We start from the raw sequence: 13,354 nt of genomic DNA, 5'->3' as shown, positions 1-13,354 counted from the left end.
CGGCTGTCAAACCGCCCGCGCTGACACAAAATCCGTCAACTCCCGCCGCGTTTTTGCCATTTGCCTGTCTTTCGCCACATTTCGCGCCAAATTCGTCCAGATTTCAACGCAAACTGGATCTCAACAAGACACGGAAGATCTGGACACGAACGATGATCGACAAACTTTTCGGTTCAAAAGGCGGCTCCCTCCAGTCCGCCGATCACCGCCTTCTCCTCAAGGCTCGGATGCGCCGTCTCAAGGCGCTGGCACTTTGCGAGGCGCCAGGCGAAAACGTTTTTGTCTGACGAAAGCCCCCCGCAAACGGAACGGCTCGTGCTTCCCTCGGATCACGGGCCGTTTTGCGTTTTGGGTGACGTCAGACCGGCTGAAATGCCTGGGCTTTGGGGTCGAACACCTCGATCCCGCCTTCCCCAATGTCATGCCACAGCCCATGCAGGCTAAGTTCACCGCCTTCAACGCGGCCTTTCACGAACGGGAAGGTCATCAGGTTTTCCAGGCTGGCCAGAACCGCCTGTTTTTCGAACGCCCGCGCCTTGTCTGCCGGGTTTTCAATCTTCGACACATTGGAAAACCGCGGCTTCAGGATTTCCATCCAACGACCCACGAAGCTGGTCTTTTCCTCCAGATGCGGCGCCTTGCCTTCGCACATGTCGATGCAGCCCTGAACGCCGCCACATTGCGAATGCCCCAGCACGATCACATGCGCCACCTTCAACGCGGTCACCGCGTATTCCACCGCCGCACTTGTGCCGTGGTGGTCGCCGTCCGGTTCGTAGGGCGGCACGAGGTTGGCGATATTGCGGTGAATGAAGAACTCGCCGTGGTCCGCACCGAACATCGCGGTCACATGTACACGGCTGTCACAGCACGAGATCACCATGGCCCGCGGATGTTGCCCTTCTGACACAAGATGGCGATACCAGGATTGGTTCTGCTCGTACGTCGTGGCTTTCCAGCCGCGATACCGCTGCACCAGATAACTGGGTAGGGGTTTTGCGTGTTCCATGCGTCCTCCATGCCGTTCCGGTGCAGATAAAGCCAATTTATCGTCTTTTCGAGAGAAAAACACGCCCGCCATAACGATTTAAAAAGTTTGTTCGGACAATGTCATGCGCGGTGGGCCGGAACAAAAGGGGTGAGACGTGGACAGGCCAAGCATTTTGCGCCCAAGGGCGCGCGATTGCGTCGATTGCGAGTATATCAAGGACCTGAACCGCACATTGGGACCGGATCAGGCGACGCGGGTTGTGGAAACTGCGCTGCAACGGTTGGATGAAAACCTGCCGCTGGCGGTGGCTGCCTTTGCCAAGGGGAACATGGATGACCTGCGGCGCCACCTGCGGGTACTACGCGCGCTGGCGACCCAGACAGGCATGGCCGAGCTTGCGCTCGCCGTTGGACATATGCGCGACTGCATCGCGCGCGGTGACGGCGTCGCGGCCACGGCGGTCATGGCGCGCATGTCGCGTGTCGCGGAGCGTTCAAGCATCGAGATCTGGACTCTGAGCCAGCAATCCTCGTGACCCTCTTGCGGGCGTCAACGGAAACACTAGGCTGGCCCGGACAGTCTAGTGCCGGAGGGGTTCATGTCACTTGGGTTTGCCGCCAGTTCCGAAAAAGCGATCCCGCTTCATGTTTTTGACGAAGCGGGGTTTCAGGCATGGTTGAACAATCAGCCCGACACGGTGCGGTCCTGGGTTGACGCGTCCGGCTTCACGCCAGCAATCGGAAAAACCTGCCTTTTGCCGGACGAGACCGGCGGAATCCGCGCCGCCATTGCCGGTTTTGGAACCGACGCAACCCGCCGACGTGGGCGATTTCACCTTGCCGCCGCAGCAAAATCGCTGCCACCAGGGATTTACGAGCTGGCCACGGACTTACCGAATGGTGAGCTTGCCACCGAATGCCTTGGCTGGCTGCTGTCGCAATACCGCTTCACCCGCTACGCCGGGTCCAACACCGCCTCGGCGCAGCTGGCGGCCCCGAAGGGCATCGATACCACGCGGATCGAGACCATTGCCAGAGCCGAGGCCCTCACCCGCGACCTGATCAACACGCCCGCCGCGGACATGGGGCCAGACGCGCTAGAGGCTGCCTGCCACGATCTGGCCAGGGAATTCGGTGCCGAGATAGCAGTCACCAAGGGCGACGACCTACTGACCCAAAACTTGCCGATGATCCATGCGGTTGGCCGGGCCGCTGAACAGGCGCCGCGCGTGATCGACATGTCCTGGGGGACATCGGGGCCTACACTGGTTCTTGTCGGCAAAGGAGTCTGTTTCGATACCGGCGGGCTGAATCTGAAACCAGGCGCGTCGATGGGGTTGATGAAAAAGGACATGGGCGGCGCGGCAACCGTTCTGGGTCTGGCGCAGATGATCATGGCGCTCAATCTGCCACTGCGTCTGCGCGTGCTGGTTCCGGCGGTTGAAAACGCAGTTGCCGGCAATGCCTTCCGCCCCGGCGACATTCTGACGTCACGCAAAGGATTGACGGTCGAGATCAACAATACCGATGCCGAGGGCCGGCTGGTACTGGCAGACGCGCTGACCCTGGCCACCGAAGCCAATCATGACCTCGTGATCTCGATGGCGACCCTTACGGGTGCAGCGCGGGTTGCGGTGGGACCCGACCTGTCCCCTTTTTATGCTGATGACGGTTTTGCCGAGGCGCTGGCATCTGCCGCCCGAAAGGTGTCCGACCCTGTTTGGAGGATGCCGTTCTGGGATCCTTACGAAAAAATGATTGAACCGGGAATTGCCGATCTGGACAACGCCCCGTCAGGCGGGTTTGCCGGCTCAATCACCGCCGCGCTATTCTTGCGCCGCTTTGTCACCGACGAGTCGCGCTATGCCCATTTTGACATCTATGGTTGGCAACCCAACCCGGCCCCGGCCCGCCCCAAGGGTGGCGTCAGCATGGGCGCTCGGGCTATCCTTGAGGCGCTGCCCACCTTGTTGGACCTGTGATGGATCGGCGCGTTCTGGCCTCTAACGGACGGGTGGCCCATACGTCCTTGCGTGGCAAGGTCGACGCGGATCGCTTTTCCGACGGCCAATCCATGCGCGTCTGTGAACAGGTGACCCCGTTGTTGTCGATTGCCGGTGCCACGCCACAACGCGAGCGTGAACTGATCCTGCATGAACGCTTCCGCGTTCTGGAAACCCTCGACGGTCTGAGCTTCGGTTTTGCCGAGCGCGACGGCTATGTCGGCTTTGTCCGGTCAAAGGCGCTTGGACCGGTCGGAGCCACGCCCACACATGTTGTCGCCGCGCGGCAAAGCTATCTCGTGGCCTCGCCCAGACTGAAAAACTCGGACGACATGACCGCAATCTCGTTCGGTACCGAACTGGCCGTCGCAGGCACCCATGAGAACGGTCGCTGGGCCGAAGTCACGGTGTTGCAGAATTCCATCGCTGAAAGCACAAAATATCTGCCATCAGCACACCTGCGCCCACTCGACAGCCCGGAATCCGATCCGGTTTCCGTGGCCGAGCGGTTCATAGGGACCCCATATCACTGGGGTGGAAACTCCGGTTTCGGGATTGATTGTTCCGGGCTGGTGCAGGCCGCATGTCTTGCCTGCGGCGTCCCTTGCCCCGGTGACAGCGACATGCAGGAACAGGCACTGGGCGCTTCCCTGCCCGCAGATGCACCGCTGCAACGCGGCGACCTCCTGTTCTGGAAGGGCCATGTGGCCTGGGTGGTGGATGCCAACACGATCCTACATGCCAACGCCTTTCACATGTCGGTTGCCTATGAAGGGCTGCAGGTCGCAATTGCCCGGATCGCCCGACAGGGGGACGGCGATATCACCTCAAGAAATCGGCTAGCACGTTGAGACGAAAAGAGTTCGCGGGGTTATTCAACCGCCCGGATCAGCTTGCGCTCCAGCACGCGCAGCACGGTGCGCAGATCGTGTCCGCGTTTCAGAACCTGCCCGTCCATGCCGATCACTGCATAAAGCCCCTGCCGGTTTCGCAGCTTCGGACGTTTTTCGATCCGGTATAGCGGGTTCTCGGCGGTGCGGCGAAAGACCGAGAACACGGCCACGTCGCGCAAGGAAGAAATCCCGTAGTCGCGCCATTCGCCTGCCGCGACCATGCGCCCGTAAAGCGCCAGTATGATATTTAGCTCGGTTCGGTGGAACGCCACCTGTTCCGGCGCTTTTGCATTGCCCTGAAAAGGGATCGGCGGTTGTGCGTTCATACCCTCAGATTCGCCCCGTTTTCATTCGAAATCAACCCTGCCCAGATTTTGCCCCGCAATCTCCTGTGAATTGCCCTATTCGCACCCTTGAAATGCCACCTCTCGCCGTCAGGGTCTGTGCATAGCGAAAGACAAACGCTACCCCCGGTGGTGCGGCGTAATTGCCCCCACCCAGTCTGTGCCGCCGGGGGGTCTTCTTTTCCGACATCGCAGGTTACGCAAAGGCCCCGTGGCAGAACCAACCCGCGGACATGGCGCCGCCATGGGCAAAGAACAGCCACAAACGGTCGCCGCTTGTACAGGTCACGCGCCAGTAATCACGCACCCCGCTGCGCCAGTTCGGGTCATCCAGCCACCATTCCGGCGCGATCCTTTCCGGGCCAAGGGCCAGGTCCAGCTCAAGCTCGCGCCCGCGCCAACGGAACCGGTCGGGCACCACGGGGCTTTCGGGCGCTGAGACCGGTTCTGGCGGCCACATCAGCAGCGGCCGCCGGGTCGGGGTTTCGGGCCACTTGCCCGAGAACGGTTCGGACCAGGCGGCAGCCAGGACCTGTGCCGTTTTCTCGGGAATATTGGACGAGGCCGGGTGCCGGCGGGTGATCCTCTCAAGTCCGATCCGCGCGCCCACACGCCCGATCAGGTCATCAATGGCGGTGTTGGACGCCAACCGGTCCGACACTGCGCGCCCAGCATCCAGATGCCCCGTCATGCGGCGCTGGTGGATCGGTTCAGACCGGATCACCTCAAGCCGCAGCATGTCGATGCCAAAGCCCGCGTCGATCTCATCCAGTTTCATCCGCAACAGGGGGCGTAGCCGGTCGGGATCGTCGCTGGCACGCGCCAGCCCGACCTCGATCGATTGCATGGTCTGGTCGGTGCGAAAGGCCTGGAACCGCACCAGACGCGCGCCCTGCCCCTTGTCGGTCAGGTGCTTGCACAGGCGCGGCAACAACCGGTCGATCCCGGCCATGATATCCTCTTCCAGCCCGATCGGGTCAGGCAGGGTCATGCGCACGGCAAAATGGAACGACGGTTTGGCCGGGCTGACCGGCTCAGGCACCGCGCCCAGCGCCTGGTCCAGCCGCAGAACCAGCCCCTTGCCAAACCGCCGCGCCAGCGCCGCGCGGGGCTGGCCGATCAGGTCCCCGATCCTCCGCAATCCCAGCCGTGACAGCTGTTCCTGCGTGTCCCCTTCAAGACGCAGCGCCGCCACCGGCAGAGGCGACAGCGCGATGCGGGTTTGGCCCGGCCTGGCGATGCGGCCCGGCGGGGCGGCGGGCATCGCGACCCGGGGCGGAGCGCCCCCGCGCGTCCAGTGCCGCCGTTTCACCGCCCGCGACCGGGTTGCGCGTGCCTCCTGGTCGATGGCGTCGCCGTTACGATGGGATTGCGGACCGGGTTGCCCGGCAAATCGCGCCAGCGCCCAGGCCGCGCCCAGTGTATCCGCAATCCCCGCCTGCACCGTCAGCCCCAGATCGGCACAATCCTGCCCGACCACGCCCAAAAGCGCCTCTTCCCCACCGAAAAGGTGGGCGCATCCGGTCAGGTCAATGACCAACCCGGTTGGCGGCGCCTCGGCCACCCAAGGCGAAAACTTGCCCGCCCAACGCCTGAGAACCGTGAGGAACGCGGCCTCGGCCTGGACGTTCTGTAACCGGGTCACCAGCGCCGGACAGACCGCCTGGGCATCGCGCAAGGGCTGGCCGACCTGCAATCCCTCAGCCTCGGCCAATGCGTTCATGGACGAGATCACCTGCATCTGCCCGGTATCGCGCAGAACCGCCAATGGCACATCCAGCCCACCGCGCGCCTGACGGATCAGGCGTTCGGCCCCAAGGCGCGGGAACCACAAGGAAAGGACACGGCGGACAGGCATGCGGCAGCACTTTGTTCACTATATGTTCCAATTCAAATTAGCGTGATTCCCAACCCGAGTCGAGATCGGCTAGGGTGGGCGAAATCAAACAACCCAAGGGACAGACCGAATGAAAAAGACAGGCATCCTGGTCGCCGCCGCAACCGTCGCCGCCGCAACGCTGGCAATGGCCCATCAGGGCGTCACCGACCCCGACGTCAAGGCCCGGATGGACGCGATGACCGCAGTCGGCCAGGCCACCAAGACCCTGGGCGACATGGCCAAGGGCGCGGCTCCGCTGCATCAGGCCAAGGCGCGCATGGCGCGCGACACGCTGGTCACCACCGCCACACGCATCCCGGCCCTGTTTGCGGCACCTGCCATGGACGACAAGTCTGAAGCCGCCCCCGAAATCTGGCAGAACAAAAAGGACTTCACCAAGAAGGCCCGCGCCATGCAGGACGCCGCCAGCGACATGGAGTTCGCCACCCGCGCCGAACTGCAAGAGTCGATGAAACGCCTGGGCGCCACCTGTGCCAGCTGTCACAAGGCCTATCGCATCAAGAATTGATCAGCCGCAATAGGCGCTGGTGATGACATCCTGATCGTCATGTTCGACATTCAGCCGCTGCGGGATGTAGTCCGAGGTCGAAATAGACCCGGGCGGCAGGATGCGCATGTTGTCGGGTGTCTCGATCGTGTCAATGATCGACAGCGGCTTGCCGGCAAGCGCCGCAAACACCTCGTCCTTGCAGGATTTCGACCCGGTCAGCGGCACGTCTGCTGCCATGTCTTCGGCCATATCCGATGATGTCTCTTCAGTGACGGCAAGCCCGGGCGCCGGATCGAGGGCAGTATCCGAAAACTCAGCTGTATCGGGATCGACACATCCACCAAGAGCAAGAACCGTCATCGCGGCAGTCAGGGCAAGTCGCATGGAATCTCCTTCACGGACAGCAGGTGTCCCAACATCGCGTCCTTGCCGCCTCTGCGCAACCCGATGCCGCTTGTGGTATTGAATTCATGCATCGTTTCGCCCACCCTGCCATCAACAGATTGGAGGGATTTAGAAAATGATGCGAACAAGAGCCGCCGTCGCGCTGGAAGCGGGCAAGCCGCTTGAGGTCATGGAAGTCAACCTTGAAGGCCCAAAAAAGGGCGAAGTCCTGATTGAGGTCAAAGCTACCGGCATCTGCCACACGGACGAGTTCACGCGCTCAGGCGCGGATCCCGAAGGCCTGTTCCCGTCGATCCTTGGGCACGAAGGCGCAGGTGTCGTGGTCGAGGTGGGCGAAGGTGTCACCACACTGAAGCCGGGAGACCACGTGATCCCGCTTTACACGCCGGAATGCCGCGAATGCCATGCCTGTCTGTCCGGCAAGACCAACCTCTGCACCGCGATCCGCGGCACGCAGGGACAGGGCTTGATGCCTGACGGGACCACGCGGTTTTCCATGCTGGATGGCACGCCGATCTACCACTACATGGGCTGCTCGACCTTCGCCAATCACACCGTCCTGCCCGAAATTGCGCTGGCCAAGGTGCGGCCGGACGCGCCCTTCGACAAGATCTGTTACATCGGCTGCGGCGTCACCACCGGCATCGGCGCGGTGATAAACACCGCCGGGGTCGAAATCGGCTCGTCCGCAGCGGTGTTCGGTCTCGGCGGCATCGGTCTGAACGTGATCCAGGGTCTTCGCATGGCTGGTGCCGACATGATCATCGGCGTCGACCTCAATGACGACAAAGCCGAGATGGCCAAGAAGTTTGGCATGACCCATTTCGTGAACCCGTCGAAACTGGGCGACCAATCGGTGACCGACAAGATCATCGAACTGACCAAGACCGAAAAGGACCAGTTCGGCGGCGTGGATTACTCGTTCGATGCCACCGGCAACGTTCAGGTCATGCGCGATGCGCTGGAATGCTCGCATCGCGGCTGGGGTGTCAGTGTCATCATCGGCGTTGCGCCCGCCGGGGCCGAGATCTCGACCCGCCCCTTCCAGCTTGTTACCGGGCGCGTCTGGAAAGGCACCGCGTTTGGCGGCGCCAAGGGTCGGACGGATGTCCCGAAAATGGTCGACTGGTACATGGACGGCAAAATCGAGATCGATCCGATGATCACCCACAAGCTGACGCTGGACCAGATCAACGAGGGGTTTGACCTGATGCATGCAGGCAAATCCATCCGCGCCGTGGTGGAATTCTAGAGTGGAAAGCTGGACTGTTTCTTCTCAAGAGGATTTAGACCATTTTCTAAGAAATTGGGGGGCCTCCGCGCCCCCTCGTCTCGAAAGGAGGGGGCAGCAAAAGCAACTTGAGGCATTCGTTTTGAACCGACTGCTTCGTCAACTCGAAATTAAGTATGTTTTTGGATTTCCACTTACCGTCACACCTTGCGAAAACCCAGACTTCAAAGTTCGTGGCCCTAACTATGCCGCGGGTATTGAGATTGTCGAAGCTTGCGATCCACGAGAGCAGGCTGAAATGACACAACTAGCCCGTGCAGACGCGCGTTCCAGGGAAGGGTATGTCCACCTAAAGGATGTGGATTTCCCGGGCAAAGCAGAAAAGTTCGCAAAGTTGGTAAAGGGCGCAATTGACAGAAAAGCCCTGCGAGCCTCAACTGCCGTAGATCATTTGTTAATTTATTCGAACACCGATGCGGACGCTTTCGAAGATAAAACTTGGAAGCAAAATGCTCTTTTAGGTGTCAATTCAAGTAAGCTTCAGTTTCAACGAGTTTGGATCATCAGCGGCGACCATCTCCTGACAATCAAAGAATGAAGAAATGCGGGAGCACTATATGGAACCAGGGTCAGCGCGCGGCTTCTAGGACAGAGTGCGTATCCGCGATCGGTAGCCGCCCTACACCGAACCATTCCCGCACCTCGCGATCCATGCTACCTTATGACGCTCACACCAACAGGCCCGCCCATGCCCAACCGAGACCGCCCGCTTTATGCCGTCCTGATCGACGCCGACAACATCCCGGCCAAATATGCCGGACCGATTCTGAAAGAGATCACGTCCTTCGGGGAACCCGCCTTACGCCGGGTCTATGGTGACTGGTCATCCGGGCAACTCAAGGGCTGGGCGGACACGGTGCGGGGACAGGGGCTGGTGGCGCATCAGGAAACCGCCAACACCAAGGGCAAGAATGCCAGTGACATAGGGCTGGTGATCGACGCGATGGATATCCTGCACTCTGGCCGGTTCGACGGGTTCGTGCTGGTCTCGTCCGACAGCGATTTCACCGCACTTGCCAACCGCATCCGTGAACAGGGGCTGGATGTGATCGGTATTGGCGAAGGCAAGACACCAGAGTCGCTGCGCAATGTCTGCAACCGTTTCATCCTGATTGAAAACCTGATCGACGAACCCGCCCCGACAAAATCCGGCGGCGGCAAGCAGTCGCCTTCCGACGCCGTGCCGCTGATCCTCACAGCTATGGAGAAGATCGAACAAGAGGACGAATGGTATTCGCTTGGCCAGATCGGGCAGTATATCCAGGCCGAACACTCGGATTTCGATACCCGGACCTATGGTCAGAAAAAGCTGTCGGACCTCATCAAGACCCTCAAGCGGTTCGAAACAAGGCGGTCAGGCAACCAGCTTCAGGTGCGGCGGCTGGACTGACGGCGTGCGCGTGCCTCAAACACCGTAGCGCGCCATGAAGGTCGCGATCGCACCATCCACAGTATGTATGATTTCATCCTCGGTGAACTGGTCGTCAATGCCGAATACCAGCCGATGGAACACGCCGGCTTTGCACAGCTCTGGGAACTGATCGGCCGCAAGCCCGACATCGTCAATCTTCAGTTCGCCGCGCATGATCCCCAGTTCAAGGAAATCGATCATGCGCTCACGCATCAGCTTCGGGCCGGTTTCATAAAACTGCTGTCCCAAATCGGGAAATCGCGCGCTTTCGGCTACGCAAACACGGAACATGTTGCGGCCGAAATCGGAAAGGACAATACGCAGGAAACCTAACCCTACCACGCGCAGGACTTCTGGTACGGGGCGATCGATGTCGATCTCGGATTCCAGCGTGTCAGCCTGCCGCATGCACTCTTGCCGGGCGAACTCCATGAATAACACGCGCTTGTCCGGGAAATAAGAATACAGTGTCGCCTTGGACACCCCCGCCACACGTGCGATTTCATCGACGCTGGCACCTTCATAGCCGTCGCGCAGGAACACGTCGCGCGCACCTTCGACCACCTGATCGAACTTGCGGCCTTTGCGAATGACGGGGGCGGGGTGATTCATCCGGTTTTCCTTACCTGTCAATGTCTGAATATAAACCGTTCAGTTCAGTTTCGGCAAGGCATGACCGTGACTTGCCATCCGTGTCTGGCAGCATTAGTTTGGAATCATTCTAAAACGAGGCAGTGAACATGCGATTTCTGAACCAGCGCAGACACTTCCGCGATCTCTCTGAACAAGAGGTCATCGCGCTCGCGATTTCCAACGAAGAAGACGACGCGCGCATCTACCGCTCCTATGCCGAGCGTCTGCGGGCAGACTTTCCCGGATCCGCGAAAATCTTTGAAGGCATGGCCGAGGAAGAAGACGATCACCGCCAGCGCCTGATCGACCTGCACCGCCAGCGTTTTGGCGAGGTTATTCCCCTGATCCGGCGTGAACACGTGGCGGGGGCTTATGCCCGCAGACCTGTCTGGCTGATGGAAAACCTCAGCCTCGAGCGTATTCGCGCCGAAGCCGCCGAGATGGAGAAAAACGCCGAGCATTTTTATCGCCTGGCCGCCGCCCGAACCAAGGACGCCGCGACACGCAAGCTGCTGGGCGACCTTGCCGCCGTCGAAGCTGGACACCAAGCCACCGCCCATGAGCTTGAGGAAACCCACCTCGACGACGAAACCCGCGAGGAAGAGAACGAAACCGCCCGCCGCCAGTTCATTCTGACATGGGTGCAGCCGGGGCTTGCCGGATTGATGGACGGATCTGTCTCGACCTTGGCTCCGATCTTCGCCACCGCCTTTGCCACGCAGGACACGTGGACCACCTTCCTTGTCGGGCTGGCGGCTTCGGTCGGGGCAGGCATCTCGATGGGCTTTACCGAGGCCGCATCGGATGATGGCGAACTGTCGGGACGCGGCAGCCCGGTCAAACGCGGATTTGCCTCGGGAATTATGACCACCGTTGGCGGGCTGGGTCACGCCCTGCCCTATTTGATCCCGGACTTCTGGACTGCAACCACCATCGCAATCCTTGTGGTCTTCCTTGAGCTGTGGGCCATTGCCTGGATTCAAAACAGATTTATGGAAACCCCGTTCTTCCGGGCTGCCTTTCAGGTGGTACTGGGCGGCGCTCTGGTTTTTGCGGCTGGTGTGCTGATCGGGTCGGGTTAGGCGGGCAAATTCACCTGTTAACGGATTGACCCGCGCGCATCGCGTGCTACCAAGTTCCCATGCTGGCGATCTTTCTTGAAACCGTGCCCTTCTTCCTGCTCATCGGCCTTGGCTTCTGGGCGGGAAAGACCGGATTTTTCAGCGAGGAAGCGACCGCCTATCTGACAAAATTCGTCTTCTACTTCGCGCTTTCAGCTATGCTGTTCCGGTTTTCCGCAAACCTCAGCCTGGCCGAAATCCTCGATTGGAACCTTGTCGGCGCCTATCTCTGGGGCACAGCGGCGGTCTATGGCATTGCCAGCGCCGTTGCCTTTGTCCGACGACTGGACGTGCCAACTGCCGCAATCGAGGCGCAATGCGCCGCCATTGGAAACGTCGGCTTTCTTGGCATCCCGATGCTGACACTTCTTATGGGCGAACAGGCCATTGGCCCGGTCATGCTGGCGCTTGCGGTTGACCTGATCGTGTTCTCGACCCTGATCGTGATCCTGATCACCGGCTCGCGCGACGGGCGGCTGTCTTGGTCGATTCTGCGCACCGTGGGCAACGGCCTTGTCCGCAACCCGATGATCCTAGCCATTGCAACCGGCCTGACATGGTCGGCGCTGGCGATCCCGATACCCGGCCCAATGAACAGTTTTCTTGCCATCTTGGGCGGCGCCGCAACCCCCGGCGCACTGTTCGCCATCGGCGCGTCACTGGCCTCGAAATCCGCCGAACGGATGTCGATCGCGATCTGGCTCTCATTCTGCAAACTAGGTCTGCATCCCCTGTTCGTGGCGATCGGGGCGCTCTGGCTGTTCCCGGTCGATCCCTATTCCGCCAGTGTCGTGATCGCGGCGGCCGCGCTGCCGGTTGCCGGGAATGTCTATATCCTTGCGCAGCACTATGGGGTCGCGCCCCATCGCGTTTCGGCGTCGATCCTGATCTCGACAGCGGCCTCAGTACTCACTGTTTCAATGATCATCGCCTGGGTCACCGGCGCCTGAATCCGCCTACGGCAGCAAAGCCGCTTGCCCCGGTATCGCCCCATGCGCTAGCCCTTGACTAGGAAAGCAACAGCAGAGGACATGCCATGGAAACCGTTTCCGAGAATCGCAGCTTTGGCGGCGTGCAGGGCGTCTACAGCCATCAATCCCACAGCTGCCGCTGCGAAATGACCTTTGGCCTGTTCCTGCCGGACGAGTCCCGCTTTGGCCCGGTCCCGGTCCTGTGGTATCTTTCGGGCCTGACCTGCACCCACGAAAACGCCATGGTCAAGGCCGGCGCCCAGCAATGGGCCGCGGAACAGGGCATTGCGCTGGTCTTTCCTGACACCAGCCCGCGCGGGGAGGATGTCGCCGACGATCCCGGTTATGACCTTGGCAAGGGCGCGGGGTTCTATGTGAACGCCACGCAAGAACCATGGGCCAAACACTATCAGATGTGGGACTATGTGACCGAGGACCTCCCGTCGATGTTGCAGGAAGAGTTTCCGCTCGACATGTCGCGACAGTCGATCATGGGCCACTCGATGGGCGGGCACGGCGCGCTGACCATGGCCATGGCACTTCCGGGACGGTATCGCTCGGTCTCGGCGCTGGCGCCGATCTGCAATCCGACCGGCGCCGAATGGGGCAAGAAACAACTGCGCGCCTATCTGGGCACCGATGAAAGCGCATGGGCCGGGCATGATGCGTCGGTGATGATGCGCGAAAAGGGGTTCGACGGCCCGGTCCTGATCGACACCGGCACCGATGACCAGTTCATCGACATGCTGCGCCCCGAAACTCTTGCAAACGCCGCCGCCGCGCGCCGTCAGGACATCCAGTTCCGGCTGCAAAAGGGCTATGACCATTCGTATTTCTTCGTTTCCAGCTTCATGGAAGATCATGTCGCCTTCCACGCCGAGGCGCTCTATGCCGACTGAGGT

General features: G+C 60.7%; 16 protein-coding genes. 11 read left to right on the top strand and 5 right to left on the bottom strand.

Annotation, left to right across the window (positions count from 1 at the left end; all coding sequences use genetic code 11):
• Window positions 1–152 precede the first annotated feature (152 nt).
• Window positions 153–287, top strand: coding sequence for a hypothetical protein (locus JQ863_RS19525; RefSeq protein WP_275411510.1), 135 nt, complete (start codon window positions 153–155; stop codon window positions 285–287).
• 71 nt (window positions 288–358) lie between these two features.
• Here the strand turns inward: JQ863_RS19525 and JQ863_RS04020 are convergent, their stop codons facing one another.
• On the bottom strand, window positions 359–1,009 hold the full coding sequence (locus tag JQ863_RS04020) for a carbonic anhydrase (protein ID WP_204113033.1): 651 nt from the start codon (window positions 1,007–1,009) through the stop codon (window positions 359–361).
• A 136-nt stretch (window positions 1,010–1,145) separates the two neighbouring features.
• Between JQ863_RS04020 and JQ863_RS04015 the strand changes: the two genes are divergently transcribed.
• From JQ863_RS04015 to JQ863_RS04005, 3 genes are all read left to right on the top strand, one after another.
• Complete coding sequence (locus tag JQ863_RS04015) at window positions 1,146–1,526, top strand: hypothetical protein (protein ID WP_204113032.1); 381 nt, start codon at window positions 1,146–1,148, stop codon at window positions 1,524–1,526.
• A 63-nt stretch (window positions 1,527–1,589) separates the two neighbouring features.
• Complete coding sequence (locus JQ863_RS04010; protein ID WP_204113031.1) at window positions 1,590–2,972, top strand: leucyl aminopeptidase family protein; 1,383 nt, start codon at window positions 1,590–1,592, stop codon at window positions 2,970–2,972.
• Window positions 2,972–3,844, top strand: a complete 873-nt coding sequence (locus JQ863_RS04005) for a C40 family peptidase (RefSeq protein WP_204113030.1) — start codon at window positions 2,972–2,974, stop codon at window positions 3,842–3,844. Before JQ863_RS04010 ends, JQ863_RS04005 begins: the two co-directional genes overlap by 1 nt.
• Window positions 3,845–3,864: 20 nt before the next feature.
• On the opposite strand, the gene JQ863_RS04000 is transcribed toward JQ863_RS04005, so the two are convergent.
• Both JQ863_RS04000 and JQ863_RS03995 read right to left on the bottom strand, forming a co-directional pair.
• Entirely contained in the window at window positions 3,865–4,212 is a 348-nt protein-coding gene (locus JQ863_RS04000) for a DUF2794 domain-containing protein (RefSeq protein WP_204113029.1), read from the bottom strand.
• Window positions 4,213–4,426: 214 nt separating this feature from the next.
• Window positions 4,427–6,088, bottom strand: coding sequence for a Y-family DNA polymerase (locus JQ863_RS03995; protein WP_204113028.1), 1,662 nt, complete (start codon window positions 6,086–6,088; stop codon window positions 4,427–4,429).
• 109 nt (window positions 6,089–6,197) lie between these two features.
• Here JQ863_RS03995 and JQ863_RS03990 point away from each other — a divergent pair, with 109 nt between their 5' ends.
• Complete coding sequence (locus JQ863_RS03990; protein ID WP_204113027.1) at window positions 6,198–6,638, top strand: c-type cytochrome; 441 nt, start codon at window positions 6,198–6,200, stop codon at window positions 6,636–6,638.
• Here JQ863_RS03990 and JQ863_RS19420 read toward each other — a convergent pair whose 3' ends face one another.
• Complete coding sequence (locus tag JQ863_RS19420; RefSeq protein ID WP_239113204.1) at window positions 6,639–7,004, bottom strand: I78 family peptidase inhibitor; 366 nt, start codon at window positions 7,002–7,004, stop codon at window positions 6,639–6,641.
• Window positions 7,005–7,143: 139 nt separating this feature from the next.
• Between JQ863_RS19420 and JQ863_RS03980 the strand changes: the two genes are divergently transcribed.
• From JQ863_RS03980 to JQ863_RS03970, 3 genes are all read left to right on the top strand, one after another.
• On the top strand, window positions 7,144–8,277 hold the full coding sequence (locus JQ863_RS03980) for an S-(hydroxymethyl)glutathione dehydrogenase/class III alcohol dehydrogenase (protein WP_204115048.1): 1,134 nt from the start codon (window positions 7,144–7,146) through the stop codon (window positions 8,275–8,277).
• On the top strand, window positions 8,240–8,854 hold the full coding sequence (locus JQ863_RS03975) for a hypothetical protein (RefSeq protein ID WP_204115181.1): 615 nt from the start codon (window positions 8,240–8,242) through the stop codon (window positions 8,852–8,854). Before JQ863_RS03980 ends, JQ863_RS03975 begins: the two co-directional genes overlap by 38 nt.
• Before the next feature lie 150 nt (window positions 8,855–9,004).
• Window positions 9,005–9,706, top strand: a complete 702-nt coding sequence (locus JQ863_RS03970) for an NYN domain-containing protein (RefSeq protein ID WP_204113026.1) — start codon at window positions 9,005–9,007, stop codon at window positions 9,704–9,706.
• A gap of 15 nt (window positions 9,707–9,721) precedes the next feature.
• On the opposite strand, the gene JQ863_RS03965 is transcribed toward JQ863_RS03970, so the two are convergent.
• A complete protein-coding gene (locus tag JQ863_RS03965; protein WP_204113025.1) occupies window positions 9,722–10,339 on the bottom strand; it encodes a TetR/AcrR family transcriptional regulator in 618 nt (205 codons plus the stop codon).
• Window positions 10,340–10,467: 128 nt separating this feature from the next.
• Between JQ863_RS03965 and mbfA the strand changes: the two genes are divergently transcribed.
• The 3 genes from mbfA to fghA all read left to right on the top strand — a co-directional run bounded on the left by mbfA (window position 10,468) and on the right by fghA (window position 13,351).
• Window positions 10,468–11,442, top strand: coding sequence for an iron exporter MbfA (gene mbfA, locus JQ863_RS03960; protein ID WP_204113024.1), 975 nt, complete (start codon window positions 10,468–10,470; stop codon window positions 11,440–11,442).
• A 59-nt stretch (window positions 11,443–11,501) separates the two neighbouring features.
• The gene (locus JQ863_RS03955) at window positions 11,502–12,431 is read left to right on the top strand and encodes an AEC family transporter (RefSeq protein WP_204113023.1); all 930 of its coding nucleotides are present in this window, start codon (window positions 11,502–11,504) and stop codon (window positions 12,429–12,431) included.
• Window positions 12,432–12,517: 86 nt separating this feature from the next.
• A complete protein-coding gene (gene fghA, locus JQ863_RS03950) occupies window positions 12,518–13,351 on the top strand; it encodes an S-formylglutathione hydrolase (protein WP_204113022.1) in 834 nt (277 codons plus the stop codon).
• Window positions 13,352–13,354: the final 3 nt, after the last annotated feature.

Origin of the sequence: Shimia biformata, from assembly GCF_016888515.1 — a bacterium.
Lineage (GTDB): Bacteria > Pseudomonadota > Alphaproteobacteria > Rhodobacterales > Rhodobacteraceae > Shimia_A > Shimia_A biformata.
This window is presented reverse-complemented; position numbering and strand designations above follow the sequence as displayed.

Excerpts from the sequence above, each read along its gene's own strand:
- JQ863_RS19525 (WP_275411510.1), top strand. The coding sequence starts at position 153 with ATGATCGACAAACTTTTCGGTTCAAAAGGCGGCTCCCTCCAGTCCGCC.
- JQ863_RS04020 (WP_204113033.1), bottom strand. The coding sequence starts at position 1,009 with ATGGAACACGCAAAACCCCTACCCAGTTATCTGGTGCAGCGGTATCGC.
- JQ863_RS04010 (WP_204113031.1), top strand. The coding sequence starts at position 1,590 with ATGTCACTTGGGTTTGCCGCCAGTTCCGAAAAAGCGATCCCGCTTCAT.
- JQ863_RS04005 (WP_204113030.1), top strand. The coding sequence starts at position 2,972 with ATGGATCGGCGCGTTCTGGCCTCTAACGGACGGGTGGCCCATACGTCC.
- JQ863_RS04000 (WP_204113029.1), bottom strand. The coding sequence starts at position 4,212 with ATGAACGCACAACCGCCGATCCCTTTTCAGGGCAATGCAAAAGCGCCG.
- JQ863_RS03995 (WP_204113028.1), bottom strand. The coding sequence starts at position 6,088 with ATGCCTGTCCGCCGTGTCCTTTCCTTGTGGTTCCCGCGCCTTGGGGCC.
- JQ863_RS03990 (WP_204113027.1), top strand. The coding sequence starts at position 6,198 with ATGAAAAAGACAGGCATCCTGGTCGCCGCCGCAACCGTCGCCGCCGCA.
- JQ863_RS19420 (WP_239113204.1), bottom strand. The coding sequence starts at position 7,004 with ATGCGACTTGCCCTGACTGCCGCGATGACGGTTCTTGCTCTTGGTGGA.
- JQ863_RS03980 (WP_204115048.1), top strand. The coding sequence starts at position 7,144 with ATGCGAACAAGAGCCGCCGTCGCGCTGGAAGCGGGCAAGCCGCTTGAG.
- JQ863_RS03975 (WP_204115181.1), top strand. The coding sequence starts at position 8,240 with ATGCAGGCAAATCCATCCGCGCCGTGGTGGAATTCTAGAGTGGAAAGC.
- JQ863_RS03970 (WP_204113026.1), top strand. The coding sequence starts at position 9,005 with ATGCCCAACCGAGACCGCCCGCTTTATGCCGTCCTGATCGACGCCGAC.
- JQ863_RS03965 (WP_204113025.1), bottom strand. The coding sequence starts at position 10,339 with ATGAATCACCCCGCCCCCGTCATTCGCAAAGGCCGCAAGTTCGATCAG.
- mbfA (WP_204113024.1), top strand. The coding sequence starts at position 10,468 with ATGCGATTTCTGAACCAGCGCAGACACTTCCGCGATCTCTCTGAACAA.
- JQ863_RS03955 (WP_204113023.1), top strand. The coding sequence starts at position 11,502 with ATGCTGGCGATCTTTCTTGAAACCGTGCCCTTCTTCCTGCTCATCGGC.
- fghA (WP_204113022.1), top strand. The coding sequence starts at position 12,518 with ATGGAAACCGTTTCCGAGAATCGCAGCTTTGGCGGCGTGCAGGGCGTC.